General features: G+C 72.0%; 27 protein-coding genes. 12 read left to right on the forward strand and 15 right to left on the reverse strand.

Annotation, left to right across the window (positions count from 1 at the left end; translation table 11 throughout):
- Positions 1 to 133: 133 nt before the first annotated feature.
- Positions 134 to 403 carry a 30S ribosomal protein S15 gene (rpsO, locus tag NE236_RS15830; RefSeq protein ID WP_252842727.1) on the reverse strand — a complete coding sequence of 90 codons (270 nt, stop codon included), beginning with the start codon at positions 401 to 403 and terminating at the stop codon, positions 134 to 136.
- A gap of 194 nt (positions 404 to 597) precedes the next feature.
- The gene (locus NE236_RS15835; RefSeq protein ID WP_252842728.1) at positions 598 to 1,611 is read right to left on the reverse strand and encodes a bifunctional riboflavin kinase/FAD synthetase; all 1,014 of its coding nucleotides are present in this window, start codon (positions 1,609 to 1,611) and stop codon (positions 598 to 600) included.
- Between the two features lie 77 nt (positions 1,612 to 1,688).
- Here NE236_RS15835 and NE236_RS15840 point away from each other — a divergent pair, with 77 nt between their 5' ends.
- Entirely contained in the window at positions 1,689 to 3,086 is a 1,398-nt protein-coding gene (locus NE236_RS15840) for an ArnT family glycosyltransferase (protein ID WP_252842729.1), read from the forward strand.
- 52 nt (positions 3,087 to 3,138) lie between these two features.
- On the opposite strand, the gene NE236_RS15845 is transcribed toward NE236_RS15840, so the two are convergent.
- Positions 3,139 to 3,294 (reverse strand): hypothetical protein, encoded by a 156-nt coding sequence (locus tag NE236_RS15845; protein WP_252842730.1) that lies wholly within the window; start codon positions 3,292 to 3,294, stop codon positions 3,139 to 3,141.
- Between the two features lie 88 nt (positions 3,295 to 3,382).
- On the opposite strand from NE236_RS15845, the gene NE236_RS15850 reads away from it, so the two are divergent.
- Complete coding sequence (locus NE236_RS15850; protein ID WP_252842731.1) at positions 3,383 to 3,922, forward strand: CGNR zinc finger domain-containing protein; 540 nt, start codon at positions 3,383 to 3,385, stop codon at positions 3,920 to 3,922.
- A gap of 67 nt (positions 3,923 to 3,989) precedes the next feature.
- On the opposite strand, the gene truB is transcribed toward NE236_RS15850, so the two are convergent.
- The 8 genes from truB to rimP all read right to left on the reverse strand — a co-directional run bounded on the left by truB (position 3,990) and on the right by rimP (position 11,978).
- Positions 3,990 to 4,856, reverse strand: coding sequence for a tRNA pseudouridine(55) synthase TruB (truB, locus tag NE236_RS15855; RefSeq protein WP_252842732.1), 867 nt, complete (start codon positions 4,854 to 4,856; stop codon positions 3,990 to 3,992).
- A complete protein-coding gene (locus tag NE236_RS15860; RefSeq protein ID WP_252842733.1) occupies positions 4,853 to 5,881 on the reverse strand; it encodes a DHH family phosphoesterase in 1,029 nt (342 codons plus the stop codon). Before NE236_RS15860 ends, truB begins: the two co-directional genes overlap by 4 nt.
- Positions 5,878 to 6,360 carry a 30S ribosome-binding factor RbfA gene (gene rbfA / locus NE236_RS15865; RefSeq protein ID WP_252842734.1) on the reverse strand — a complete coding sequence of 161 codons (483 nt, stop codon included), beginning with the start codon at positions 6,358 to 6,360 and terminating at the stop codon, positions 5,878 to 5,880. The genes NE236_RS15860 and rbfA overlap by 4 nt, the downstream gene beginning before the upstream one ends.
- Positions 6,361 to 6,436: 76 nt before the next feature.
- Positions 6,437 to 6,745, reverse strand: coding sequence for a DUF503 domain-containing protein (locus NE236_RS15870; protein WP_252842735.1), 309 nt, complete (start codon positions 6,743 to 6,745; stop codon positions 6,437 to 6,439).
- Between the two features lie 134 nt (positions 6,746 to 6,879).
- A complete protein-coding gene (gene infB / locus NE236_RS15875; protein WP_252842736.1) occupies positions 6,880 to 10,008 on the reverse strand; it encodes a translation initiation factor IF-2 in 3,129 nt (1,042 codons plus the stop codon).
- 109 nt (positions 10,009 to 10,117) lie between these two features.
- The gene (locus tag NE236_RS15880) at positions 10,118 to 10,444 is read right to left on the reverse strand and encodes a YlxR family protein (protein WP_308209103.1); all 327 of its coding nucleotides are present in this window, start codon (positions 10,442 to 10,444) and stop codon (positions 10,118 to 10,120) included.
- On the reverse strand, positions 10,410 to 11,432 hold the full coding sequence (nusA, locus tag NE236_RS15885) for a transcription termination factor NusA (RefSeq protein WP_252842738.1): 1,023 nt from the start codon (positions 11,430 to 11,432) through the stop codon (positions 10,410 to 10,412). Before nusA ends, NE236_RS15880 begins: the two co-directional genes overlap by 35 nt.
- 12 nt (positions 11,433 to 11,444) lie before the next feature.
- Positions 11,445 to 11,978 (reverse strand): ribosome maturation factor RimP, encoded by a 534-nt coding sequence (gene rimP, locus NE236_RS15890; RefSeq protein WP_289850429.1) that lies wholly within the window; start codon positions 11,976 to 11,978, stop codon positions 11,445 to 11,447.
- Between the two features lie 167 nt (positions 11,979 to 12,145).
- Here rimP and NE236_RS15895 point away from each other — a divergent pair, with 167 nt between their 5' ends.
- The 8 genes from NE236_RS15895 to NE236_RS15930 all read left to right on the forward strand — a co-directional run bounded on the left by NE236_RS15895 (position 12,146) and on the right by NE236_RS15930 (position 21,025).
- Complete coding sequence (locus NE236_RS15895) at positions 12,146 to 12,649, forward strand: hypothetical protein (protein WP_252842739.1); 504 nt, start codon at positions 12,146 to 12,148, stop codon at positions 12,647 to 12,649.
- Positions 12,649 to 13,101, forward strand: coding sequence for a ferritin-like domain-containing protein (locus NE236_RS15900; protein ID WP_252842740.1), 453 nt, complete (start codon positions 12,649 to 12,651; stop codon positions 13,099 to 13,101). The genes NE236_RS15895 and NE236_RS15900 overlap by 1 nt, the downstream gene beginning before the upstream one ends.
- A 91-nt stretch (positions 13,102 to 13,192) precedes the next feature.
- Positions 13,193 to 14,566 carry a threonine/serine exporter family protein gene (locus NE236_RS15905; RefSeq protein WP_372494352.1) on the forward strand — a complete coding sequence of 458 codons (1,374 nt, stop codon included), beginning with the start codon at positions 13,193 to 13,195 and terminating at the stop codon, positions 14,564 to 14,566.
- A gap of 137 nt (positions 14,567 to 14,703) precedes the next feature.
- Positions 14,704 to 15,708 carry an acyl-CoA dehydrogenase family protein gene (locus NE236_RS15910; protein ID WP_252842742.1) on the forward strand — a complete coding sequence of 335 codons (1,005 nt, stop codon included), beginning with the start codon at positions 14,704 to 14,706 and terminating at the stop codon, positions 15,706 to 15,708.
- A 236-nt stretch (positions 15,709 to 15,944) separates the two neighbouring features.
- Positions 15,945 to 17,096, forward strand: a complete 1,152-nt coding sequence (locus tag NE236_RS15915) for a lysylphosphatidylglycerol synthase transmembrane domain-containing protein (RefSeq protein ID WP_252842743.1) — start codon at positions 15,945 to 15,947, stop codon at positions 17,094 to 17,096.
- Positions 17,097 to 17,243: 147 nt separating this feature from the next.
- Entirely contained in the window at positions 17,244 to 18,311 is a 1,068-nt protein-coding gene (locus NE236_RS15920) for an LLM class flavin-dependent oxidoreductase (protein ID WP_252842744.1), read from the forward strand.
- Between the two features lie 14 nt (positions 18,312 to 18,325).
- Positions 18,326 to 19,402 (forward strand): phenylacetate--CoA ligase family protein, encoded by a 1,077-nt coding sequence (locus NE236_RS15925; protein WP_252842745.1) that lies wholly within the window; start codon positions 18,326 to 18,328, stop codon positions 19,400 to 19,402.
- A gap of 30 nt (positions 19,403 to 19,432) precedes the next feature.
- Positions 19,433 to 21,025, forward strand: a complete 1,593-nt coding sequence (locus NE236_RS15930; RefSeq protein ID WP_252842746.1) for an AMP-binding protein — start codon at positions 19,433 to 19,435, stop codon at positions 21,023 to 21,025.
- 147 nt (positions 21,026 to 21,172) lie between these two features.
- On the opposite strand, the gene NE236_RS15935 is transcribed toward NE236_RS15930, so the two are convergent.
- The 3 genes from NE236_RS15935 to NE236_RS15945 all read right to left on the reverse strand — a co-directional run bounded on the left by NE236_RS15935 (position 21,173) and on the right by NE236_RS15945 (position 23,835).
- Positions 21,173 to 22,087 (reverse strand): DMT family protein, encoded by a 915-nt coding sequence (locus tag NE236_RS15935; RefSeq protein ID WP_252842747.1) that lies wholly within the window; start codon positions 22,085 to 22,087, stop codon positions 21,173 to 21,175.
- A gap of 180 nt (positions 22,088 to 22,267) precedes the next feature.
- Positions 22,268 to 22,681, reverse strand: coding sequence for a Zn-ribbon domain-containing OB-fold protein (locus tag NE236_RS15940; protein WP_252842748.1), 414 nt, complete (start codon positions 22,679 to 22,681; stop codon positions 22,268 to 22,270).
- Complete coding sequence (locus NE236_RS15945) at positions 22,678 to 23,835, reverse strand: thiolase C-terminal domain-containing protein (RefSeq protein ID WP_252842749.1); 1,158 nt, start codon at positions 23,833 to 23,835, stop codon at positions 22,678 to 22,680. The genes NE236_RS15940 and NE236_RS15945 overlap by 4 nt, the downstream gene beginning before the upstream one ends.
- Positions 23,836 to 24,236: 401 nt before the next feature.
- Here NE236_RS15945 and NE236_RS15950 point away from each other — a divergent pair, with 401 nt between their 5' ends.
- Positions 24,237 to 24,704, forward strand: coding sequence for a flavin reductase family protein (locus NE236_RS15950; RefSeq protein WP_252842820.1), 468 nt, complete (start codon positions 24,237 to 24,239; stop codon positions 24,702 to 24,704).
- A 7-nt stretch (positions 24,705 to 24,711) separates the two neighbouring features.
- Positions 24,712 to 25,863 carry an acyl-CoA dehydrogenase family protein gene (locus NE236_RS15955; RefSeq protein ID WP_252842750.1) on the forward strand — a complete coding sequence of 384 codons (1,152 nt, stop codon included), beginning with the start codon at positions 24,712 to 24,714 and terminating at the stop codon, positions 25,861 to 25,863.
- A gap of 42 nt (positions 25,864 to 25,905) precedes the next feature.
- On the opposite strand, the gene NE236_RS15960 is transcribed toward NE236_RS15955, so the two are convergent.
- Positions 25,906 to 26,205, reverse strand: a complete 300-nt coding sequence (locus NE236_RS15960; RefSeq protein ID WP_252842751.1) for a hypothetical protein — start codon at positions 26,203 to 26,205, stop codon at positions 25,906 to 25,908.
- Positions 26,206 to 26,280: the final 75 nt, after the last annotated feature.

Here is a 26,280-nt window from a genome sequence, read left to right on the forward strand (position 1 = left end):
GTCGGATCGCGTCTTGGGGATCCGAGGGCCACTACCGAGGACCGGCCCCCGACACACCGTACGGGCGGGCGGTAGCGGGTTCTGTGGAGTTATACGAAGAGAGGGAGCGGCATGCGCCGCTCCCTCCCGGACGTTATCGGCGGAGGCCGAGACGCTCGATCAGCTGCCGGTATCGGTTGATGTCCTTCTTCTGCAGGTACTTCAGAAGACGACGACGGCGGCCGACCATCAGAAGCAGGCCACGACGGCTGTGGTGATCGTGCTTGTGGGTCTTGAGGTGCTCGGTGAGCTCGTTGATCCGCTTGGTGAGCACGGCGACCTGAACCTCGGGCGACCCGGTGTCACCCTCGGCGGTGGCGTACTCGGCCATGATCTGCTTCTTGGCGGCGGTGTCCAGCGACACAGCTCTCCTTCTCTATCGGGTACGCGGTATGGAGTTCGAATGCACCCGGAAACCATGCGTACCCACAGTCTCCTGGGTGAATGGGCCATGACGGTGAGCCGTCTCGCCCTTCGCGGGGGCAGCCAGCGACTGCCGGTCACTTCCCCAGCGGCAAATCACGGTACCACGTCATGCCGAGCAGCCCATTATCAAGCTCAACGCGGGTGTCTGCCGGGATGTTCCCCGCGCGTCCCCGTTGGGCGCGAGCCGGTGAGCTCCCGGGCGCGCTCGACGTCACGCCGCATCTGCTCGATCAGCGATTCGATCGAATCGAACTTCAGCGTGTCGCGCAGCCGGGCGGTGAAGTCGACGCTCACGTGCTCGCCGTACAGGTCGAGGTCGTCGCGGTCCAGCGCGTACGCCTCGACCGTGCGCTCCTCCCCCGCGAACGTCGGGTTGGTGCCGATGGAGATCGCCGCCGGCCAGCAGGCGTCCGGGAATCCGGCCGAGCCGTCGCTCCGGACCCGGCCGTAGCCGGCGCAGTTCAGGTAGCCGGCGTACACCCCGTCGCCCGGGATCGCCGTGTGCGGCAGCGTCTCCAGGTTGGCGGTCGGGAAGCCGAGCTCACGGCCGCGGCGCGCGCCGCGTACGACGACGCCCTCCACCCGGTGTGGACGGCCGAGCAGCTGCGCGGCCCCGTCGACGTCTCCGGTGGCGAGCCGCTCGCGGATCCGTGTCGAGGAGATCGGCTCCCCGTTCGCGACGAGAGGGACGCCTTCCGCCTCGAAGTCGTACTTGTCCCCCAGCTCCCGCAGCAGGGCGACGTCTCCGCGCGCCTTGTGGCCGAAGCGGAAGTCCTCCCCCACGACGACGCGGGCCGCGTGCAGCCGGTCGACGAGGACCGACTGGACGAACTCGTCGGGCCCCATCCGCGACAGCTCCAGCGTGAACGGCAGGATCATGACGGCGTCGGCCCCCAGGCCCGCCAGCAGCTCGGCGCGCCGTTTCGGCGTACACAGCAGCGGCGGGTGTGTGCCGGGGCGCACGACCTCGTCCGGATGCGGATCGAACGTGATCACCACCGCCGGCAGTCCGAGCTCGCGCGCGAACTCCGACGCCCGGGCGACGATGCGCTGGTGCCCCAGGTGCACCCCGTCGAACACGCCGATGGTGACGACGGACCTGCCCCAGTCGGCGGGCACCTCGTCGAGGCCATGCCAGCGTCGCACCTGTCCACCCCTTTTCGCGGTCGTCTAAAGCCTGCCACACCGATGACAGCGGATGGGTTTCGGCTCATGATCAGGGCATGCCCCTCGCCTGGAGACCCGTGCTGGCGATCAGCATCGCAGCCGGCGTCGTACTGACCGCGTTGAGCGCCCGGTACGGCTATCACCGCGACGAACTCTACTTCCGCGTCGTCGGCGCCCATCCGGCGTGGGGGTATCCGGACCAGCCTCCGCTCGTCCCGCTGTACGCCGCCCTCGCCGGAGGCTCGCTCGTCCTGCTGCGCCTGCCCGCGACGCTGGCGTTCATGGCGGGGACGGTGCTCACCGCGCTGACCGCCCGGGAGATGGGCGGCGGTCCGCGCGCCCAGACGGTCGCGGCCCTGGCGTGGGCGGTCACGCCCGCCCTGGCGGTCGGCGGGCACCTCATGCAGCCGACGATCTTCGATGTGGTGGCCTGGACCGCGGTGACCTTCCTGGTCACCCGCTGGGTACGGGTGCGGGACGACCGTCTGCTGCTCGGCGTCGGCCTCGTCACGGCCGTCGCACTGCAGATCAAGTTCCTGATCGTCTTCTTCCTCGCCGCGCTGGCCCTGGGAGTCCTCCTGGCCGGCCCGCGCGACCTGCTGCGCCGCCCGCTGCTGTACGCCGGTGCGGCGGTGACCGTGCTCGCCTGGCTGCCCGGACTGTGGTGGCAGGGCCGGCACGGCTGGCCGCAGCTGGAGATGGGCCGGATCATCGCGGCCAAGGACACCGACGGCGGGCGGCTGGGCTTCCTGCCCTGGCAGGTGGTCGACACCGGTGTCTTCACCGCGCCGATCTGGATCGCGGGACTGGTGCGCCTGTGGCGCGGGCCGTGGCGGCTGTTCGTCTGGGCGTACGCGTTCCTCCTGCTCGTCTTCCTGATCACCGGCGGAAAGCACTACTACATGATGGGCGCGTACCCCGCGCTGTGGGCGGCCGGCGCCCAGGTCGTCGAGCGGTGGCGGCTGCGGTCGGTGATGTTCGGCGTCGTGGCGCTCACGACCGTCGGACTGCTGCTCCCGATATATCCGCTGCGGACCCTGCACGCGACGCCGGAGGCGGCGATCAGTTACGACGCCCGCGAGACCGTCGGCTGGCGGGAGCTCACGGCGGCGGTGGCGAAGGCGTATCGCCCCGGCTACGTCATCCTGGCCGGCGACTACGGCGTCGCCGGCGCGATCGACCGGTACGGCGCGGCGTACGGCCTCCCGAAGGCCTACAGCGGCCACAACGGCCTGTGGTACCTCGGACGGCCTCGGAACGACGATGCGCCCGTTCTCGTCCTGCCCGCGGAGCGGGAGGTCCTCACGCGGTACTGGTCGGACGTCCAGGTCGCGGGGAGAGTCGACGACGGCGTGCGGATCGACAACGAGGAGCAGGGGCAGCCGATCTGGATCTGCCGAGGTCAACGCGTGCCCTGGGACCGCCTGTGGCCGCGGCTGAAGCGGCTCGCCTGACGCCGTCGGGGCCGCCGCCTCGGAAACACGACACGCGGGGAAGGCAGGTGGGCTACAGCGGGCGGTCGGAGGCGTAGGGGCGCAGGCGGACCTGGATCTCGCCGCAGACACAGCGACTGTAGGTGACGACGCCCTCGGAGGTGAAGTGCCGGGAGAGCACCTCGTAGACGTCGGACTCGGGCCAGCCACAGGTCGGGCACTCGCTCACCGGAAGACTCCGCCTATGCGTCGCGTCGGGTGTAATCGAATAGATTGAGAAGACACTTACACCTAAGCACATCCGGGAAGATGGGGCAATGCGGATAACCGGCTACAAGAGCCATGGGGTAGGGGCCGCCGCCGCCCTCGTCAACGCGGTGACGAGCCGCGAGGGAGACGACGGCGACGACGCGCTGCGCGCGGTCCTCGGCGAACACGGGTTCTTCGTGCAGCGCTTCACTCCGGCGACCGCCGCCGAGCTGCGGCCGTGGGCGCGGACGCTCCGCTCCTTCTTCGAGGCCGAGAGCCTCGACGCCGCGGTGGGGCTGCTCAACGATCTGCTGTCGGACGTGCCGATGCATCCGCACCTGGCCGACCACGACGAACTGGGGTTGCACGTCCACCACGCGCCGCCCGAGGTGGACCTGGCGCACCGGGTCCGCGCCACGACGCTGATGAACCTCGCCGAGCTGCTCTGCGACCACGGCATCGACCGGATCGGCGTATGCGCGGCCGACGACTGCGACCGGGTGTACGCCGACGACTCCCGCGGCGGGCGCCGCCGGTTCTGCTCCGACGGCTGCGCCAACCGGACCAACGTCGCCGCCTACCGCGCCCGCCGCCGGCGGCCCGCCTGAGTCTTCCGCCCGGTCCGGGGCGCGCGTCGAGGATCACCGCCGTGGACCCTCGGCGGCGCCGCCCGTCTCAGGACACGAACACGGCGAGGGGCTTGGCGACCGGGCCGTGCTCCTCGACGAGGGCCAGCAGGGTGCCGTCGGGAGCGAAGACACCGATGGGGCCCCGGCCGAGCCCGGTCGCGGCCAGCCGGCCGCCGTGGGCGATCTTGCGCGCGTCGTCCTCGGAGACGTCCAGCCGCGGGAACGCGGCGGCCACCGCCTCCTCCATCGGCAGCACGGTGAACTCCTCGGCGAGCCGGTCGACCGTGTGCGCCATCGACAGGTCGTACGGGCCGACGCGGGTGCGGCGCAGGGCGGTCAGGTGCCCGCCGACGCCCAGGGCCGTCCCCAGGTCACGGGCGAGCGCCCGGATGTAGGTGCCGCTGGAACACGTGATGGTCGCGGTGACGTCGAGGAGGTCGCCCTCGCGGCGCAGCTCACCGAGCCCGAACTCGTACACGCTGACGGTGCGCGGCTTGAGCTCGACGTCCTCGCCGGCGCGGGCCCGTTTGTACGCGCGCTGTCCGTTCACCTTGATCGCGCTGACCTGCGGCGGGATCTGCTCGATCGGGCCGGTCAGGTCGACCACGGCGTTGCGCACGGCGTCCTCGGTGACCTCGGCCGCCGAGGCCGTGGCGATGGGCTCACCCTCCGCGTCGTCGGTGTTGGTGGACTGCCCGAGCCGAATGACGGCCTCGTAGGTCTTCTCGGTGAGCGCCAGGTGCCCGAGCAGCCGGGTGGCCTTCTCGATTCCGACGACCAGCACGCCCGTCGCCATGGGGTCGAGCGTGCCGGCGTGCCCGACACGGCGGGTGCCCGCCAGCCGGCGTATCCTGCCCACGACGTCGTGGGAGGTCCAGCCGGCCGGCTTGTCGACGATGACAAGTCCGTTCATGAGCGCGCGGCGACCTCGATCTCCTTGAGGAGCCCGCGCAGCCGTGCGACGGCAGGCTCGACCTCGCCGTGCAGGGTGAAGCCCGCCGCGGTGGGGTGGCCGCCGCCGCCGAGGGCCACGCAGGCCATTCCGACGTCGATGCGGCCCTTCGACCGCGTGGACACCTGCCAGGCGCCTTCGTCGTCCTCCTTGAAGACGACGGCGACCTCGGCCTCGTCCGTACGGCGGACGACGTCGATGACGCCTTCGAGCAGGTCGTACGAGAGGCCGTGAGCGGCACGGTCGGCGCGCGTCACGGTCGTCCAGACCATGCCGAGCCCGCCCGCGACGTCCGGCTCCAGCCGGGCCCGGCCGAGCGCTGCCGCCAGGACCGGCAGGTAGCCGAAGGGGGCGCGGTCCCAGACCTCGCGGGCGACCCGCTCCGGCCGGATGCCCGTCGCCAGCAGCCGCTGCGCGAGGGCGTGGACCTCGGGGGTCGTGGACCGGTACTTGAACGAGCCGGTGTCGGTGGCCAGCCCGACGTACAGGTCGAGCGCGATGTCGTGGGTGAGCGGCACGCCGAGCCGGGAGATCAGGTGTTCGACGACCACGGCGGTGGCGGCGGCGCCCGGGACGACCAGATGCGTGGTGCCGAACCACGTGTTCGACGCGTGATGGTCGATCACGATCAGCTCCCGCGCCTTGCCCGCATTGGCCGCGAGGCTGCCGAGACGATCGCTGCCGGCCGCGTCGAACGTGATCATCACGTCCGGCTCGGTGGGGAAGTCGGCCGGGTCGGTGAGCAGATCGAGGCCGGGTAGGAAGCGCAGGATCCGCGGCACGACGAAGGCGTCGCCGAACGAGGCCGTGAACGGCTTGCCCAGCGCGCGCAGCGCCTGTGCGAACGCCAGCATCGAACCCAGCGCGTCGCCGTCCGGACAGACGTGGCAGGCGAGGCACACCTCGTCCGTCCGCTGGATCGAATCGACCGCCCTGTCCCACTCATCGGCGGCGATGGCTGCGACCTTACCCGGCGCGGAGTTCACGACCGGGAGTATCCCGCGTCGCCGCCACCGCCGCCGTCGGTTTCGTCAACATCGTCCTCGACGAGCGTCTCCCGGTACGGGTTGGCGTCTCCCGCGGGCCGGGCGTTCTCCGCCACCTTCGCGACCCGCTCGTCGGCGGCGCGCGCCCTGGCGAGCAGGTCGTTGATCTGGCGGGCGTTGTCCGGCAGCGCGTCCGGCACGAAGGTCAGGCTGGGCGTGTGCCGCACTCCCGTGCGCTTGCCCACCTCCGAGCGGATCACGCCCTTGGCGCTCTCCAGCGCCGCGGCGCTGTCGGCGCGCTCGGCGTCGCTGCCGTACACCGTGTAGTAGACCGTCGCGTCCCGCAGATCGTTGGTCAGCCGCGTGTCCGTCACGGTGACGAAGCCGAGCCGCGGATCCTTGATCCGCAGCTCCAGCATCTCCGCGACGATCTGCTGAATGCGATCGGCGAGCTTACGAGCCCTCGCGGGGTCGGTCACAGTTCCTCCATCGTCATTCGCCCGCTCGACCGGTTCCGGCCGGGACGTGCCCTCACCGATGCCTCGCGAACGTCACTCAGGACTCCTCATCACTGAAGAGCCGCTGTCTGGCGGACAGCAGTTCTATCTCCGGCCGACCGGCGACGAGGCGTTCGCACGCCTCCAGCACCTCGACGCAGTTACCCGCCGTGGCGGACACGACCGCCACGGCGATCTCCCCGCGACGGTGCAGCTCCAGGTGGCCGGTCTCGGCCGCCGCGACCGCCGGGAACCGCCGCCGTATCTCGGCGACGATCGGACGGATGACGGCGCGCTTCTGCTTGAGCGACTGTATGTCGCCGAGCAGCAGGTCCAGAGTCAGCGATCCCACATACACAACGGTCATCCCCCGCGATCGGTTCCGGCCATCCGCTATCGGTCGTCACCCGAGTGCCAACAGCGGAGGTGGGGGGCGACGAAGCCGCACGCCACCTCTCGCCACGTCAGATCAGGCCTCTCGGGCCCTTCGTCCGATCAGGATCAGCCGCGCGGCTTCTCCCGCATCTCGAAGGTCTCGATGATGTCACCGATCCTGATGTCGCCGTACCCGACGCCGATACCGCACTCGAAGCCCTCGCGGACCTCGGTCGCGTCCTCCTTGAACCGGCGGAGCGAGGACACGGTGAGGTTGTCGGAGATGACCACACCGTCCCGGACCAGCCGCGCCTTGCTGTTGCGGTTGATCGTGCCGGACTGGACCATCGAACCGGCGACGTTGCCGATGCGCGGCACCTTGAAGATCTCGCGGATCTCCGCGGTGCCGAGCCGCACCTCTTCGTACTCGGGCTTGAGCATGCCCTTGAGTGCGGCTTCGACCTCCTCGATCGCCTGGTAGATGACCGAGTAGTAGCGGATGTCGACGCCTTCGCGGTCGGCCAGCTCCTGCGCGTTGCGCTCGGGCCGGACGTTGAAGCCGATGATGACGGTGCCCTCGGACGTGAGCGCGAGGTTCACGTCGTCCTGCGTGATGGCGCCGACGCCGCGGCGGATCACCCGCAGACCGACCTCCTCGCCGACGTCGATCTTGAGCAGTGCGTCCTCGAGGGCTTCCACCGAACCGGACACGTCACCCTTGACGACGAGCAGCAGCTCCTGGAGCTCGCCCTTCTCGAGGTCCTTGAACAGCTCCTCGAGGGTGCGGCGACCACGGCTGCGGAGCAGCTCGGCGTTGCGCTTGCGCGCCTGACGGCGGTCGGCGATCTGCCGTGCCATCCGGTCGTCGTCGACGACGATGAAGTTGTCGCCGGCGCCGGGGGTGGCCGACAGGCCGAGCACCAGGACCGGACGCGACGGCAGCGCCTCTTCGAGGTTGTTGCCGTTCTCGTCCAGCATCGCCCGGACGCGGCCGAAGGCCTCGCCACAGACGATGGAGTCGCCGACCCGGAGCGTGCCGCGCTGTACGAGCACGGTCGCCACGGAGCCGCGGCCCTTGTCGAGGTGCGCCTCGATCGCGACGCCCTGCGCGTCCTGCTCGGGGTTGGCCCGCAGGTCGAGCTCGGCGTCGGCGGTCAGCACGACCGCCTCGAGGAGCTCCTCGATGCCCAGCCGCTGCTTCGCCGAGATGTCGACGAACTGCGTCTGGCCACCGAACTCCTCGGCGACGAGGCCGTACTCGGTGAGCTGGGCGCGCACCCGCTGCGGGTCCGCCCCCTCCTTGTCCACCTTGTTGACCGCCACGACGATCGGCACTCCGGCCGCGTTGGCGTGGTCGATCGCCTCGGTGGTCTGCGGCTTCACCCCGTCGTCGGCGGCGACCACCAGCACGACCAGGTCGGTCGTCTCGGCACCACGGGCACGCATGGCGGTGAACGCCTCGTGACCCGGGGTGTCGATAAAGGTGATCTTGCGCTCCTGGCCGTCGACCTCGGTCGCGACCTGGTAGGCACCGATGTGCTGGGTGATGCCGCCGGCCTCGCCGGCGACCACGTTGGCGTTACGGATGGCGTCGAGCAGCTTCGTCTTACCGTGGTCGACGTGACCCATGACGGTCACGACCGGCGGACGCGACACGAGGTGCTCGTCGCCGCCCTCGTCCTCACCGAACTCGATGTCGAAGGACTCGAGCAGCTCGCGGTCCTCGTCCTCCGGGCTGACGACCTGGATGTTGTAGTCCAGCTCGGTGCCGAGGATCTGCAGCGTCTCCTCGCTGACCGACTGGGTCGCCGTCACCATCTCACCGAGGTGCAGCATCACCTCGACGAGCGACGCCGGGTTGGCGCCGATCTTCTCGGCGAAGTCGGTGAGCGAGGCACCCTGCGGCAGGCGGATCGCCTGGCCGTTGCCACGCGGGACGCGGACGCCGCCGATCGAGGGCGCCTGCATGTTGTCGAACTCTTGACGCCGCTGCTTCTTGGACTTGCGGCCACGCGTGGGACGCCCGCCCGGACGGCCGAACGCGCCCTGCGTGCCGCCACGGCCGCGACCGCCGCCACCGGGGCGCGGACCGCCGAAGCCACCGCCGCCACCGGGACGACCGGCACCACCGCCGGCACCCGCGGGACGGCCGCCGAAGCCACCGCCGCCACCGGGACGACCGGCACCACCGGGACGACCGCCACCGCCACCGCCGCCACCGGGACGACCGCCACCGCCACCGCCGCCACCGGGACGACCGCGGCCGCCACCACCGGGACCGCCGGGGCCACCGCTGTCACGCTGCGGACGGGACGGCATGTTCATCGGGCTGGGCCGCGGGCCGCCTCCGCCTCCACCTCCGGGCCGGGGCGGCATGCCGCCCGGGTTCGGACGCGGACCACCGGCGCCGGGCGCACCCGGACGACCGGGAGCCCCCGGACGCGGCGGCGCGCCCGCGGGACGGTCACCACGCGGTGCGCCGGGACGGTCACCACGGGGTCCACCGGGACGGTCGGGACGGTCGCCGCGCGGACCCGCGGGGCGATCGCCACGCTGCCCGGGGGGACCCGGACGCGGACCCGGCTTGGCCGAGCCCATGCCGGTGTTGGTCGAAGAGAACGGGTTGTTGCCCGGACGGGGACGTCCCCCGCCGGAACGCTGCCCACCAGAGCCGCCGGCACCACCGGGACCGCCCGTGCCACCCGGGCGCGAGCTCGGGCCCGGCTTCGGCGAGGAACCGGGCCGACCGGCCGCGGGCCCCGGACGGGGACCGGGCCTGGGCGCGGTGCTTCCGCCACGCTCGGCGGCGGGAGCGGAATCAGGCGTCGCCGGACGCGGCGCCGGCTGACGGGGACCCGGCTTCGGACCCTGGGGCGCGGACGGCGCCTCAGGGCGCGCGGCCTCCGCCTTGAACTCGGGCCTCAGATCCTGCTTGGGCTCGGGCTTCAGTTCCTGCGTCGGCTCCGGCCTCAGTTCCTGCGTCGGCTCCGGCTTCGGCTCCTGCCTCGGCGCGGCCGGCTTCGGACCCGGAACCGGCTTCCTCGGACCCGGCTTCGGAACCGGGGCCGACCTTCTGTCGGCGGACGGCTTTGCCGGTCCGCCACCGAATGCTTCTTTAAGTCTGCGTACGACCGGCGCCTCGATCGTCGAGGACGCCGAACGGACGAACTCGCCCATTTCGTTGAGCTTGGCCATGACGGCCTTGCTCTCTACACCGAACTCCTTGGCGAGCTCGTACACCCGGACCTTTGCCACTGCACTCCCTACTCGGCCCGGGGAAACGCGTCCTCGGACCGTCGCTACCTTGCGGTAATCATCGCTGCGTGCTCATCGAGCGCTCATAGCAATCTCGACCTGCTTCCGACTAGACGTCGCTTACAGAACCGCCCTGCTGTGACTCGAGCCAGTGCCGTAGCGCACTGACGTCGAGCGGACCCGGCAGGCGAAACGCCCGCGAGAACGCCCGACGACGCTCAGCCAGCTCGAGACATGCCTGATCGGGGTGCAGGGAGGCACCCCGGCCCGGCAGCCGCCCTCGCGGATCGGGGACGATGGAGCCCTCGATCACGACCAGGCGTAGCAAGTCGGACTTGGCCGCGCAAACCCGGCAGCCCACACACGTGCGCCGCGGGGCCGCTCGGCCACGATTCATGAGTCTACCGCGTCGACGCGTCGGCGGGACCTGCCGCATGCTCCCCTTCGGTGGAAGACCCGGCCTCGGTGTCCGGCCGGATGTCGATCCGCCACCCGGTGAGCCGGGCGGCCAGACGGGCGTTCTGCCCCTCTTTACCGATCGCCAGGGACAGCTGGTAGTCGGGGACCACCACCCGGGCGACGCGCCCCTCGGCGTCGACGACCTCGACGTGGTTAACCCGCGCCGGAGACAGGGCATTCCCGACGAAATCGGCCGGTTCGTCCGACCAGTCGACGATGTCGATCTTTTCGCCGTGCAACTCGTGCATCACGTTGCGGACCCGGCTGCCCATCGGCCCGATGCAGGCGCCCTTGGCGTTGACCCCCGACTTCCGGGACCGTACGGCGATCTTCGTGCGGTGGCCGGCCTCGCGGGCGATCGCCGCGATCTCCACGGTGCCGTCGGCGATCTCCGGGACCTCGAGCGCGAACAGCTTCTTCACAAGATTGGGATGGGTGCGGGACAGCTTGATCAGCGGCCCGCGGTGCCCCTTCTTGACCTGCACGACGTACGAACGGATCCGCTCGCCGTGCTCGTAGCTCTCGCCCGGCACCTGCTCCTCCGGAGGGAGCACGCCCTCGATCTTGCCGAGGTCGACGAGGACGTTGCGCGGGTCCCTGCCCTGCTGGATCACGCCCGCCACGATGTCGCCCTCGCGCCCGGCGTACTCCCCGAACGTCAGCTCGTCCTCGGCGTTGCGCAGGTGCTGCAGGATGACCTGCTTCGCGGTGGTCGCCGCGATCCGGCTGAAATTGGTCGGTGTGTCGTCGTACTCGCGTACGCCGACGCCCTCCTCGTCGGTCTCCGTCGCCCAAACGGTGACGTGACCGGTCTTCCTGTCGAGCTCGACGCGTGCCTTGGGCGCCGCGCCCTCGGTCCGGTGGTACGCGATGAGCAGTGCTTCCTCGATCGCCTTGACCACGAGATCGAGAGAGATGTCCTTCTCACTCTCGAGACTCCGCAGGGCCGTCATGTCGATGTCCACGAGGCCTCCCCCCTAGTCCTCGTCGCCGGCGGCGTCATCGCCCCGGCGGTTGAACTCCACCTGGACCAGTCCGCGGGTGAGCTCGTCGTAACCCAGCCGGCGCTCTTGGCCGTCACCGTCCAGAACGACGGTCGTGTCGTCGGCGCTCGTGACCCGGCCGGTGATCTCCCCGTCCTCGGAGAGCGTCGCGCGGACGAGACGGCCGACAGCGCGCCGCCAGTGCCGTGGCTGGGTGAGCGGCCGGTCGACGCCCGGTGAGGTGACCTCCAGGACGTACGGCCCGGAGCCCATCTCGTCGCTGTCGTCGAGGAGCGCAGAGATCTCCCGGCTGACGTCCGCGACGCCGTCGAGGCTGATCCCTCCGTCGGCGTCGACGATGACCCGCACCTGCCGGCGCTTGCCGGCGGGGGTCACGATGACGTCCTCGAGGTCGAACCCGGCACCGGCGACCACCGGTTCGAGTAGTCGCATCAGCGCGGCCCGCGTCTCGTGCCCGGACCCGCGCCGGCCCGCCTGAGCGCTGCCATGGCGGCCGTCCACGCTCATGTGGGCCTCCTTCATGCCTGATGGGACGGTGGCCGCCCGATGCGCCCACTCCGCACCCAAGACTATCCACAGCCGAGGGGGCCGGGTGCCCGCATCGCCAGCAGCCGGGTACAGCCTTGTGGAATGCTTGCGCAGCGGAGTGCAAGAGATCACGAACGGAGGCACGCTTGGACGCGCTGCGGTTCTCGAATCCCACGCGGCGCGCGGTGATGCTCGGTGGCTCCGCGGCGACGCTGACCGCGCTGGCCGGATGCACCAGTGTGGGGCAGGCGGAGGCTCCGGTGCCGGGTCCCGACGTGTCCGTGCTGACCGCCGCCATCGCGAGCGAGACGGCCCTCATCGCCCTGTACGAGGCGGTGCTCGGCGCGCACCAGACGCTGGCCGACCGGCTCAAGCCGCTGCACGACCACCACACGCAGCACCTCGCGGTCCTGAGACGCCACTACGTCCCCGGCACGAAGACCGGCACGGCGCCACCGTCCCCCGGGGCCACGGCCACGGCGCCGGACGGTGAGTCACGCGCCCTCGCGGCGCTGCGGTCCGCCGAGCACAAGGCCGCCACGGCCCGCGCCGACGACGTACGCCGGGCCGGCCCGGGGCTCGCCCAGCTGCTCGCCTCCATCGGCGCCTGCGAGGCCGGCCACGCCCAGGCCCTGGCCGGAGGCGTGTGATGGGCGCGCAGGACACAGTGGCCGCGCTGCAGGCGGCGCTCGCGGCCGAGCACGTCGCCGTCTTCGGATACGGCGTTCTCGGCGGTCACGTCTCGCCGGCGCAGCGCCAGAGCGTCACACAGATGTGGAACGCCCATCGCGCCCGGCGCGACCGCCTGCGCGGCTACGTCCAGGCGGCCGGCGGCCGTCCGGTGGCCGCGGCCGCCGCCTACCGGCTGCCGTTCAAGGTCACGTCCGCGAGCGGCGCCGCACGACTCGCCGCCGCGCTGGAGGACGGCGTGGTCGCGGGGTACGCGGTGCTCGCGGGGGTGAGCGATCCGGCCGTTCGCCGCTACGCCGCCCTGGCGATGCAGGAGGCCGCGGTGCGCGCGGTCCGCTGGCGGGGTTCGCCGCCGACGGAGGCCTTCCCGGGCCTTCCCTCGAGCGCCCTGTCTCCCAAGCCGGAGCGTTAGCCGCCCGTTTCCCCTTGAGAAACAGCCGTCCGTTTCCCCCTGAGCGATAGCCTGCCCGGGACGACCGATATTGGAGGTTACGGGCCGACTTATGGGTGTGGCGGCGAATCGACTCCGGGACACGTGGCGGACGCTGATGGGCGAGGTGTCCGCCGAACCTCCCGATGAGGAGGCCGGCGACTCCGTCTCTCCTCGGGCCCTCGACCTCGTCCTGCGCGTCGGCGAGCTGCTGCTGGCCAGCGGTGAGGCCACCGAACGCGTGAACGAGTCGATGCTCAGCCTCGCGGTGGCGTACGAGCTGCCCCGCGCGGACGTCGCGGTCAGCTTCACCGTCATCACGGTGAACGTCCACCCTGGCAACGGCGCGCTGCCGGTGACCGGCGGGCGCGCGATCCGGCGCCGCTTTCCCGCGTACTGGCGCCTGGTCGCGCTGCACTCGCTAGTCCTGGAGGCCTCTCTCGGCGTTCTGGACGTCGAGGAGGCCCACCGCCGGCTCGCGGAGATCAAGCGGATGCCGCCGCCCTACCCGCCCTGGCTGATCGTCGTCTGCTTCGGCCTGATCGCCGCCTCCGCCAGCGTCATGGTGGGCGGCGGCCCGCTCGTCGCCGGCACGGCCTTCGTTGCCACGGTCCTGGGCGACCGGACCGCGGCCGCCCTGGCCCGTCGTGGCGTCGCGGAGTTCTTCCAGCTGACGGTGGCCGCCGCCATCGGCGCGGCGAGCGCCTCGCTGGTGCTCGCGGTGGGCGCCCCGGCCCACGCGTCGGCCATCGTGACCGGCGCGATCCTGGCGCTGCTGCCGGGACGGCCGCTCGTCGCCAGCATCCAGGACGGCATCACCGGCGATCTCATCAGCGCGGGCGCCCGGCTGCTCGAGGTGTTCTTCATCGTGGCGGCGATCGTGTCGGGGCTCGGCATGGTCGTGTACCTCGCCGTTCGCCTGGGCATCCAGGTCGACGTGGGCGACCTGCCCTCGGCTCCCGTCGCCCTGCTGCCGGTGACGGTCATCGCGGCGGCGGCCGTGTCGCTGACGTTCGCGGTGTCCCTCGCCGTCCCCCGACGGGTGCTGCCCGCCGCTTCACTGGGCGGCGCGCTGATCTGGGTGGTGTACGTCCTGGCCCGCGGCGCCGGCGTGACGCCGGTGCTCGCCTCGGCGGTCGGCGCGATCCTCGTCGGGCTCCTCGGGAACCTGCTGGCCCGCCGCCGTCAGGAGCCCGCGCTGCCGTACATCGTGCCCTCGATCGCGCCGCTGCTGCCCGGCACGGCGCTGTACCGCGGGATGATCGAGCTGAACCTCGGGTTGCCCCAGGACGGCGTGCTGAGCCTGATCGGCGGGATGTCCATCGCGCTGGCCCTCGGCGCGGGGGTGAACCTGGGCGGTGAGTTCGTGCGCGCCTTCCAGCGGGTCGGCCTGGGCGTCTCCGGTCGCGGCGCCCGTCCCGCCGCCCGCCGCACGCGCGGCTACTGAGGCGTCGCCGGCCGGGCCTCGCGCTGCCCGCGGAGCGGCCGTTCAGCATGGTCACCGGCAGATGCGGCTCCTCAGTACGCCGCGATCACGGTGATCAGCCCTTATCTCTTGACCAATCGTTTGGTTATCATCCTCCGGTGAGCGACGAACTCGACGACCTGCGAGCGACCGTCCGCGCCTTCCTGGCCGAAGCGTGCCCGCCCACCGCCGTACGGCGGCTCATGGCCGACCCGGCGGCGCATGACGCGGCGCTGTGGCGGCGGCTCGCCGGCGAACTCGGGCTGACCGGGCTGGCCGTTCCCGAGGAGCACGGCGGGGCGGGGTGCGGGCTCGGCGAGCTCGCGGTCGTCTGTGAGGAGCTCGGCCGGGCGCTGACCCCCGTCCCGTACCTGGCGACGGCCGTCCTGGCGGCGCACGCCGTACGCGACGGGCACCTGCTCGCCGGGATCGCCGACGGTTCCCTCATCGCGACCGTCGTCCTCGACGGGGACCTCACGGCGAACGGCGATCGCCTGACCGGCACCGCGCCGTACGTCCTCGACGGGCACCTGGCCGACGTGATCGTCTGCGCGGCCGGCGGCCGGGTGTACGCGGTACGGGGCGCGGACGTCGCGCGGACCCCGTACGTGACGCTCGACCAGACACGGCGGCTGGCCCGCCTGCGGTTCGACCGCACACCGGCCGAGCCGATCGACGGAGACGTGACCCGCCTGCGCGACATCGCCCTGACCGCGCTCGCCGCAGAGCAGGTGGGCGGCGCGCAGTGGTGCCTGGAGACGGCGGTCGAGTACGCGAAGACGCGGGTCCAGTTCGGCCGGCCCATCGGCTCCTTCCAGGCGATCAAGCACAAGCTGGCCGACGTGCTGCTGCGCGTCGAGTCGGCGCGTTCGGCCGCGTACGAGGCCGCGCGGGTCGCCGATCACGAGCCGGAGTCGTTGCCGGTGTACGCCGCGCTCGCGGCGTCGTACTGCGCCGAGGCCCATCTCCACGCGGCGGGCGAGACGATCCAGGTCCTCGGCGGCATCGGCGTCACCTGGGAGCACGACGCCCAGCTGCACTTCAAGCGGGCGACCGCGTCCGCGCGCCTGTTCGGCAGCCCGGAGTCCCACCGCGCCCGGCTGGCCGCGGCCGTGGGGCTCTAGCCGCCCGCTGCCCGGGAGCGCCCGGACCCCTCCACCCCACCCGGCCGGCCACGGCCCTGGGGTTGCTACCGCCCGCTGGTCGGCAGCCCGGAGTCCCACCGCGCCCGGCCGGCCGCAGCCGTGGGGTTGTGGCCGCCGTCCGGCCCGGCCTCCGGTCGGCCCGGACGGCGGTCGCCGGGAATGCGGCCCGGACGCGGCTCGTTGCTCCGAGGAGACTCCCCACGAGGTGCCCCCCAGTGATCGACATTTCCCTGACGCCTGCCCAGACCTCATCGGTGCCGCGCCCGTCGGCGCGGCGCCGGTGGCTGCGCTGGGCGGGGCGCGCGGCCATGTTCGGGGCGATCGGCGTGGCCGCCTGGGCGTTCCGCGACCAGCTGCCCGACGCCGGAGCCCTGGTGCACGCCGCCGCGCACGCGAACCCCGGCTGGCTGGCCGTCGTGGTGCTCACCCAGCTGGCCTCCATGAGCATGTTCACGCGCGTGCAGCGACGGCTGCTGCGGGCGGGCGGAGTCCGGATGTCGCTGCCCAGGGCGCTGCAGATCACGTACGCGGGCAACGCGCTCTCGACGACGCTCCCGGTGGGTCCGGCGGTCAGCGTGGCGTTCGGCTTTCGTCAGTTCCGCCGCGCCGGAGCCACGGCGCGGTCGGCGACGGCCGTGATCGTGCTCGGCGGCGTGGTGATGAACCTCGGCTATGCCGCCGTCGGCCTGACCGCGCTGATCGCCGAACCGAACTCCCGGTCGTTCGCCATCACGGGTCTGGCGTCCCTGGTGGGCGCGGCGGGCGCGCTCGTCCTGCTCTGGAACTGGAAGCGGGGAGCGGTGAACCGCCTGGCGCTGCGCGCCTTCGGTCCGCTGCTGCGGCACCGGCTCATGGCTCCGCTCACCGAGATGTGGCAGGGCCGGGGCGCGCTGCGCCTGAGCCCACGCGACTGGGGCGTGCTCGGCCTGATGGCCGTACTGAACTGGGCGTTCGACATCCTCTCCCTCGCGACCGCCGAGCGCGCGGTCGGCGTGCACACCCCGCTCTACGCCGTCACGCTCGCGTACTTCGCCGCGCAGGCCGCCGGCAGTGTCCTGCCGCTGCTGCCCGGCGGGCTCGGTGCGATCGAGGCGAGCCTGGCGGCGTCGCTGGTCGCCTTCGGAGCACTCGCCGTCCCGGCCGGGGCGGCGGTGGCCCTGTACCGGCTCGTGTCCTTCTGGGGCGTCATCGGCGCCGGCTGGCTCGCCTGGCTGGCGGTCAAGGTCGGCGAGGACGACGGGACACGCCTCCGCCTGCGGAAGACGTTCGGCGACCTGGGAACGTCGCTGTACACCCCGTCGCTCACGATGGTCTGCGCCGCCCCCGCTCCCCCGGTTCCCGACTCCCCGGAATCCGCCCGGCCCTGACCTGGCCTTGGGGCCGCGGAATCCGTCCGGCCCACTCGACACGTCGCACCCGCGTGACCGCTTCTCACGGCTTGTTGCCGTACGATCCCGCTGCTACGCTTCCCAAGCGAGCGCTTGGTCATTTTGGAGCAGCACACTGCCGGAGGCGTGATGTCCCTACGGGTCAGCGTGGGTTACGAGCTCGAGGTGCGCGGGCGCACCCGCGAGGTCGAGCGGCGGGCCTTCGAGAACGTCATCGACCAGGTCGTTCTGGCCGACCGCCTCGGCTACGACACGGCATGGTTCGTGGAGCACCACTTCACGCGCGGGTTCTCCCACTCGTCCGCGCCCGACCTCGTCCTCGCCGCCTGCTCGCAGCGGACCGAGCGCATCCACCTCGGCCTGGGCGTCGTGCTCCTGCCGTTCCAGCATCCCGTCCGCACCGCCGAACGAGTCGCGACCCTCGACGTCCTCAGCGGCGGGCGGGTGGAGTTCGGCACCGGGCGCGGGGCGTCCCCGCTGGAGTACCAGGCGTTCCAGCGTCCCTTCGAGCAGTCCCGGCAGATCTGGGAGGACACCCTCGATGCGGTGCTGGCGATCTGGAACGCCGACGGCGAGCCGGTCACGCGGTCGAGCGAGTTCTTCGAGGTGCCGGGCGTCGCGGTCTACCCGCGCCCGGCGCAGGAGCCCCATCCGCCGGTCTGGGTCGCCTCCACCTCGCTCGACGGCTACCTCGCGGCGGCGCGCAAGGGCTACAACCTGCTCGGCATGACGATGTTGAAGGGCCTCGACGACGTCGCCGAGGACATCGCCAAGTACAAGGAGTGCCTGGCGAGCAGTGGGTTCGACCCGGAGACCCGGCGTGTCGCGCTGATGATCCCCTGGCACGTCGCGCCGTCGAAGGACGAGGCGATCTCCAGGGCCGCCGACGCGATCCTGTGGTACATCCGCCGCCAGGTGAACCTCGTCACTCCCCCGGACTACTACGACGCCCGGCACGCGACGCATCGGGTGCTGGGCCAGCTCGCGGCCGGCCTGCCGCCCGAGGAGGCCATGGAGACGCTGCGCGAGCACCACATGGTCGTCGTGGACGACGTCGAGGGCTCCCGTAAGGCCGTCGAGCGCATCCAGGCCGCCGGCGCCACCGATCTCATCCTCCAGGCCCAGGTCGGCGGCCTGGCGAACGAGCACGTGACCGGATCGATGCGGCTGTTCATGGACGAGGTGATGGGTTGACCGAAGGAGAGCGCATGACCTGGAGCACCCGAGGCGCCCTCGCGACTCCCCGCGACGCGGCGGGGCTGCTGCTCGTCTCCCCCGAGGCCGACGTGGTGGTGCCGCTGACCGCCGGGGACCGCGCGGCCGCGCTGGACATCGCGACGACGACGCTGCGCGCCGCGGGCGTCGGCCCGTCCGACCGGGTCGTGGTCGCGCTGGGCAACGACGGCGAGGCGACCGGCACGCTGATCGCGCAGGCGTGCGCGGAGATCGCCCAGGCCGCGGCCGCTCCGGGGCCCCGGGGGCGGCTGCGCCTGCACCACGCGCTGGAGGCCGTACGGGCCACCACCCTCGTCGCGACGCCCACGGGGGCGATGGACCTGCTCGCCCGGCTGCACCTGGAGTTCCTCCTCGACCCGCTCGACCTCGGCCTGCGCCGGGTCCTGCTCACCGGCGAGATCCCGTCGCCGGGCACCGCCGGACAGCTCGCGTCCGAATTCGAGGCGGAGGTGGGCGAGCTGTACGCCGACCCGTACTTCGGGCTCCCGTCGGCGTACCGGTCCCCGCGCGACGCCGCGTACACCCCGGCCCGCGACGGCCTGCTGGGCCTCGCGCCGATCGGCAAGGACGTGCTGCTGGAGCCGCCGTACCCGCCCGGAACGGCGGAGATCGTGGTCACTCCCGCCTGGCACTCCACGCTGGCCGGCACGACGCTGCGCACCGGGCAGGTCGTGCGCCTGACCGAGGGCGCGGGGATTCCCGCTCCGGAGCACACCGTGGGCGAGCACATCCTCCTGCGAGGGCGGTGGCTGTCGATCCCGCGCGTGGCCGAGGCCCTGTCCCGGATCGACGGCATCGCCCACTGGGACCTGCGCGCCGCCCGCGAGGGCACGCTCGACGCCGCCGCGCTGCACGTCACGTTCAACCGCGCGACGCTCGTGAAGAGCCCGATGTGGCGGTCGCGCATCCACCAGGCCCTCGTCGCGATCACCCCGGTGACCATCGAGGTCGTCGTCGAGGACGACGTCGCGGAGCAGGCCCGGCCGGGTTCGGTCACCGATCTGCGCGGCCACCATCTCGGCCGTGACCGGTCAGCGGTCGCGGAGTGACCCGGCCCGTTTTCCGAGCGGAGGCAGGTCATGAAACCGGTGCCGGACTGGGGGACGATCCCGCGGATGCTGCGCGATCAGGCGGTGCGCCATCCGGATGACGTGGTCGTCGTGGACGGCGACACGACGCTGACGCTGCGCGCGTTGCGGGAGGAGGCCGCGCGCGTGGCCCGGGGCCTGATCGCGCTCGGTGTCCAGCGCGGCGACCGGGTCGCCGTGTGGGCGCCGAACTCCGCGGCCTGGGCGGTCATCGCGTACGGCGTCTGGGACGCCGGGGCGATCATCATGCCGCTGTCGACGCGGTTCCGCGGGATCGAGGCCGCCGCCATGCTGCGCAGGACCGGCGCGCGGGCGCTCTTCGTCGACGAGGGGTTCCTGGGCTTCTCCTACCTCGGCGCACTGCAGGAGACCTGCGGCGGGCCGGTCGGGGGCCGCCCGTTCGGCGACCTGCCGGAGCTGCGGCAAGTCGTCACCCTGGCGGGGACCGGAGCCCGGCCGCCGGCGCTCTCGTACGAGGACCTCCTCGCGGGCGGCGAGGAGGTGGCGGACGCCGAGGAGCGCGCGCTGGCGGTACGCCCGGACGACCTGGCCGAGGTCATGGCCACGTCCGGCACGACCGGCGCGCCGAAGGGCGTCATGCTGCCCCACGCGCAGCTGCTGCGCGGCTACTGGGACTGGGCGTCGATCGTCACGCTGCGCGCGGACGACCGTTATCCGATCATCGCGCCGTTCTCCCACGGATTCGGGATCAACGCCGGGCTGCTGGCCTGCGTCCTCAAACGCGCGACGATGATGCCGATCTCGGTGTTCGCGCCCGACGCCCTGATGGACATGATCGAGCGGGACCGGATCAGCGTCCTGGCCGGTCCGCCGACGCTGTTCCACCGGATCCTGGAGGAGCTGGACGGCCGTGACGTGTCCTCGCTGCGGGTGGCGATCTGCGGGGCGGCGGCGGTGCCGCCGGAGCTGATCCGGCGGCTGGTCGAGCGCGTCGGCCTGGACCGGATGATCAACGCGTACGGCCTGATGGAGGGCACCGTCGTGTCGATGACGCGGGCCGACGACCCGGTCGAGGTGATCGCCGCCACCACCGGGCGACCGGTGCCCGGCGTGACCGTGCGCATCGTGGACGACGACGGGAAGGACCTGCCGGCCGGCGAACGCGGGGAGATCCTCGTCGGCGGGTACGGCGTCATGCGCGGCTACTGGGACGATCCGGAGCGCACGGCGGAGGCCGTGGACGCCGACGGCCGGCTGCACACGGGCGACATCGGCACGCTCGACGAACGGGGCGACCTCGCGATCGTCGACCGGAAGAAGGACATGTTCATCGTCGGTGGCTTCAACGCCTACCCCGCCGAGATCGAGGCGCTGCTGCTCCACCATCCGGCCATCGCCCAGGCCGCCGTGGTCGCCGTGCCCGACGACACGTTGGGCGAGGTCGGCTGGGCGTTCGTCGTCCCCGCCGCCCCGGTCGAGCCGGCCGAGATCATCGACTGGGCGCGCGAGCACATGTCCAACTACAAGGTCCCCCGGCGCGTCACGCTCGTCGACGCGCTCCCCGCCAACGTCAACGGCAAGGTCGACAAGCAGGCCCTCCGCGCCCGCACCGCCGCCCGCTGAGGCCGCTGCCGCGTGCCAATTCCATCAATCCGGGCATCGAGACCGCCTCACTGTGCCGGAGCAGCGCGCATCACCGCGGAACCGGGCGGACCGAGCGTAGGCGCGGCGCATGCCGGTGGGAAGACCGGCCCGGGACCGCGACGGCGCTCAGCCGATGCGGTCGGTGACCAGCGCGGGGGCGCCGAGCACCTCGACCGGCTCCTCGTCGTGCCGGGGCATCAGCACGACCACGACCATCGAGGCGGCGAACCCGGCCGTCCGCAGCCCGAGCCGGAGAGGATCGTGCGGCAGCGGCTCACCGAACACCGCGGTGCCCGCCATGACGGTGTACACGCTGCCGACGACGCTCGAGACCGGCACCACGATGGAGGCGCGGCCGCGCTGGAGCCCGGTCTGGAACAGCGCCAGGCCCGCTCCCGACAGCAGGAGGTACAGGTAGGGGTAGGGCGACGCGAACGTCCGCCCGATGAAACCGCCGGACCCGTCGGCGAGGAAGCCGGCGACGCCCTTGGTCTGCAGCGCTCCCGCGCCGTACAGCAGGCCGGCGGCGGCACCGTACAGCACGCCGGGAACGGGCCGCCCGGTGCGGCGCCCGGAGCGCGTCGCCGAGAGGAAGGCGCCGAGGCCGAGCACGACTGTGCCCGCCGACACGGCCAGCATGACGCCGGTGTCGGCGCGCACCCCGAGCCGGGTCGGCTCCATCGACATGCAGACGAGCAGCAGCGACAGCGCGAGCACGCCGAGCCCCGTCCACTCGCGCGAAGTGGTCCGCTCGCCCAGGAACACCGCCGAGAACACGACGAGCAGCGCCAGGCCGGCGAGCTGGATCGGCTGCCCGACGCTGAGCGGCACGAGCGACATGACGCCGACCTGGCAGAGCAGGCCCATGCCCATGACGAGGAACCCGGTCACCCACGCCCGGCTGCCGCACAGCACGCGGACCATGTGGCCCACCCGGTGCGCGTCGATCGGCGGCAGGTCGCGCAGCGCCCGCTTCTCGAGGACGAAGCCGGCGTTGTACAGGACCGTCGCCACCAAGGCGAGGATGATGCCGAAGAACAAGCAGCCTCCTGGGCTACGGGGGAAAGCGGCGCGATATGGGGGCGCCGTCGTGATCAGGTGACGCCTGTGAGCTGGGCGGAGACGTGCGATGGCATCGGCCCACGGCTCACGAAAATACCGGATCGCCCCCAATGCGACACACCGACCCGGCGAAAAACACGGCTCAACGTGCCGGGCGGCTCATCGTGGCCGCCACCGGACGAGCGTCAGGTCTTCGTCCACGTCGGTGAAGACCGCCTCGACCGGCATGCCCGCCGTGACCTCGGCCGGGTCACCCTCGGTGAGATCACCGTACATGAAAAGATCTTCGGCATCGTCGAGCCGGACGTGCAACACGGCGTACGGCACCTCGTCGGCGAAGGCCCGCATGAAGACCTGGTGGCAGACGATCCAGCTCGCGACCCGCCCGGTGCCCTCGATCGGGACCCAGCCGCTCTCCCGTGCCCGGCACCGGCCGCAGATGGCGCGCGGCGGGAAGCGCAGCGTGCCGCAGCCGCCGCACTTCTGGACCAGCAGCTCGTGCCGCCGGACGGCCTCCCACCACGGCACGGAGTCCCGGTCGACCTGCGGCCTCGGCCGCTCGGCGAGGCTCATGCGTCCGTCCGGAGGATCAGCGCCGACGTGCCGGCGAGGACGTAGCCGGGCTGGGCCGTCGACAGCGCCACCTCGGCGCCGCTCACCTGCCGGTCGCCGGCCGTGCCGCGCAGCTGCGCGACGGCCTCGGCGATGTGGTTGATGCCGTGCACGTATCCCTCCGAGAGGAAGCCGCCGTGGGTGTTGACGGGCAGCGGGCCGTCGAGGCTGGTCGCGCCGGAGGCGGCGTACGGGCCGCCCTCCCCCTTGGCGCAGAAGCCGTAGTCCTCCAATTGGACGAGGACCGAGTAGGTGAAGCAGTCGTACAGCTCGGCGACGTCGATGTCCTCGGGCCCGACCCCCGCCATCGCGTACAGGCGGGGGGCGATCCGCGCGGCCTCGGAGACGGTGAAGTCGCCGCCCTGACCGGAGAAGAAGCTGTCGCCGCCGCCCCAGACCGCACCGGAGATCAGGACCGGCGGGGTGGCCAGGTCCCGGGCGCGCTCGGCCGACGTGACGACGACCGCGCAGGCCCCGTCGGTCTCCAGGCAGCAGTCGAGCAGCCGGAGGGGCTCGGCGATCCACCGGGAGGCCAGGTAGTCGTCGAGCGTGATCGGGTCGCGTTTCAGGGCGCGGGGGTTCTTCACGGCGTTGGCGCGCTGGCCGACCGCGATGTGGCCGAGCTGCTCGTGCGTCGTGCCGTACTTGATCATGTGGGCACGGGTGGCCATCGCGAACTGCTGCGGCGGCGCGAAGTAGCCGTACGGCGCCTGGTACTGCGCGTCGAAGACCGGGGCGGCGCCGCGGCCGGTGCCGCCCATGCGGAACTCCGAGCGCGCGTTGATCGCGCGGTAGCAGACGACGGTGCGGGCGACGCCGGTGGCGACCGCCATGGCCGCCTGCCCGATCACCGCGTGCGAGACGCTGCCCCCGCCGAACTGGTCGAGGTACCAGCTCACCTCGGGGACCCCGAGCGCCGGGGCGACCACCCACGGCGGCGTCGAGTCGCCGACACGGTGGGTCGCGAGCGCGTCGACGTCGTCGACGGCCAGCCCCGCGTCGTCCAGCGCGGCGAGGATCGCGTCGATCGCGAGGGTGAGCGTGGAGACGCCGGAGTCCTTGCTGAACGGCGTGTACCCGACCCCGGCGATCGCCGCCCGATCCCGCAACCCCATGAGCCGCCCTTCGTCGTTTGAACAAGCGCTCGGTCAACCCTAGCAACCAACGCGGGTCTACCGGAACGCCGAACACTGAGGTGCGTGAGGCGTAGGACTTTCGGCCGATTTCACCGCTCGTCCGGAATTCGGGGGATACGGCGACGCTTTACTGGGAGATGTGGAGCAGTGGGCGGCATCCGGTCAGCTTGACACCCCCGGACGGGGCCGCCTATCGTCCAAGCAAGCGCTTGGCTAAGAGAAGGGAACCGGTCATGCCCGATGGCGCGACCGCCGCCACGTCGATCCCCCGAGGCTCGGCTGCGCGATCCTCCGGCCAGAACACGCCACGGCGCGCACCCCACTCGCCCAACGGAACGCCACGTCCGGGCGCGACCGAGCAGGTCACCGACATCGACACGATGCGTTTTCGCAACATCCTCGGCCGCTTCGCCACCGGCGTGGTCGCCATCACCGCGATCGATCCGGAGACGGGCCGGCCCACCGGCCTGGCCGCCAACTCCTTCACCTCGGTGTCGCTGGACCCGGCGCTCATCTCCTTCTGCGTCGCGCACACCAGCTCCACGTGGCCCCGGCTGCGCGACGCCGGCCGTCACTGCGTCAACATCCTCTCCGAGCCGCAGCGCGAGGTCTGCCTGCAGTTGGCCACGAAGGGCGGGGACAAGTTCGCCGGCCTGGAGTGGACCAAGTCCCCCGGCGGCAGCCCCGTGATCGACGGCGCGCTCGCCTGGCTGGAGTGCTCCGTCGAGGCGGAGTACGTCGCCGGCGACCACGTCATCGTCGTGGCCCAGGTCCACCATCTCGACAAACACCACGACGGCGATCCCCTCGTCTTCTACAAGGGCTCCTACGGCCGGTTCGACGGCTGAACCGGTGATGGACACGGGCTTCCGGGCCGAGGTGCGCGGCTGGCTCGAGGCGCACCTCACCGGTGAGTTCGCCGGGGCTCGCGGGCTCGGGGGCCCCGGACGCGAGCACGAGGGGTTCGACCTGCGCCGCGCCTGGGAACGCCGGCTCGGCGAGGCGGGCTGGACCTGCCTGGGCTGGCCCAAGGCGTACGGCGGGCGCGACGCGACGCTGGAACAGCAGGTCGTGTTCCACGAGGAGTACGCCCGCGCGAACGCGCCCCACCGCGTCGGCCACATCGGCGAGGGCCTCATCGGACCGACGATCATCGACTTCGGTACCGAGGAGCAACGGCGGCGATTCCTGCCGCCGATCCAGCGCGGCGACGAGCTGTGGTGCCAGGGCTACTCCGAACCGGGGGCGGGATCGGACCTTGCGAACGTGCGGACGCGGGCGGAGCCACACGCCGGCGAATGGGTGATCACCGGGCAGAAGGTCTGGACCTCCCTCGCGCACCTCTCGGACTGGTGCTTCGTCCTCTGCCGTACGGAGCCGGGTTCCCGGAGGCACCACGGCCTGTCGTACCTGCTCGTGCCGATGCGCCAGGCCGGCGTCGAGGTACGGCCGATCGTCCAGCTGACCGGCACCAGCGAGTTCAACGAGGTGTTCTTCGACGGCGCCCGTACCGACGAGGCGAACATCCTCGGCGCACCCGGCGACGGCTGGCGCGTCGCCCTGGCGACCCTCGGGTACGAACGCGGCGCCTCGACGCTCGGTCAGCAGATCGGGTTCCGGCGGGAGTTCGAGCAGGTCGTCGCCGCGGCCCGGCGCAGCGGCGCGGCGGCGGATCCCGTGCTGCGCGACCGGCTCGTCCAGTCGTGGATCGAACTGGAGATCATGCGCCTGAACGCACTGCGCACCATGTCGTCCCTGGCTGCCGGCGAGCCCGGGCCCGAGGTGTCGATCGCCAAGCTGTACTGGTCGGAGTGGCACCGGCGGCTCGGCGAGCTCGCCGTGGCGGCCCTCGGCGACGAGGTCCTGGTCGCCGACGCCGGACCGTACGAGCTGTCGGAGCTGCAGCGGCTCTACCTGTTCAGCCGCGCCGACACCATCTATGCCGGCTCCAGCGAGATCCAGCGCAACATCATCGCCGAGCGCACTCTCGGCCTGCCGCGAATCTGACGCCGGCGCTGGAGGCCTTTCGTCGCCTCCAGCACCGCCTCCTCAGTCGTGCTCTCCCGTTGTGGCGAGCACCCGCAGGACGCGTTCGACGACGACGTCGAGATCATCGACGCGTGCGATCCGCTCGGCCCACGACCACCAGTACCACCAGCCATCGTCGGAGTTCTCGGCGAGGATGTGCTCGGCGAGAACCGACACCTGTGGGTTCACCACATGCAGGCTCGGTGGTCCGACCCGTGGCACCGTCAGCCGTACGGCGAAGCCCCGCCCCCGGAGCTCGTCGCCGAGGCTTTCGAGATATGTGATGCGTGTCCGCGCTAAGGCGGCGGTCTCATTCGACACGCTCGGATCACCCCTCCTGGAACGGATCCGTCCCGACCGTGGACAGCATTCCGATGTGATGTACACCACGCAACG

The sequence above is a fragment of the Actinoallomurus purpureus genome, assembly GCF_024055795.1.
GTDB classification, from domain to species: domain Bacteria; phylum Actinomycetota; class Actinomycetes; order Streptosporangiales; family Streptosporangiaceae; genus Actinoallomurus; species Actinoallomurus purpureus.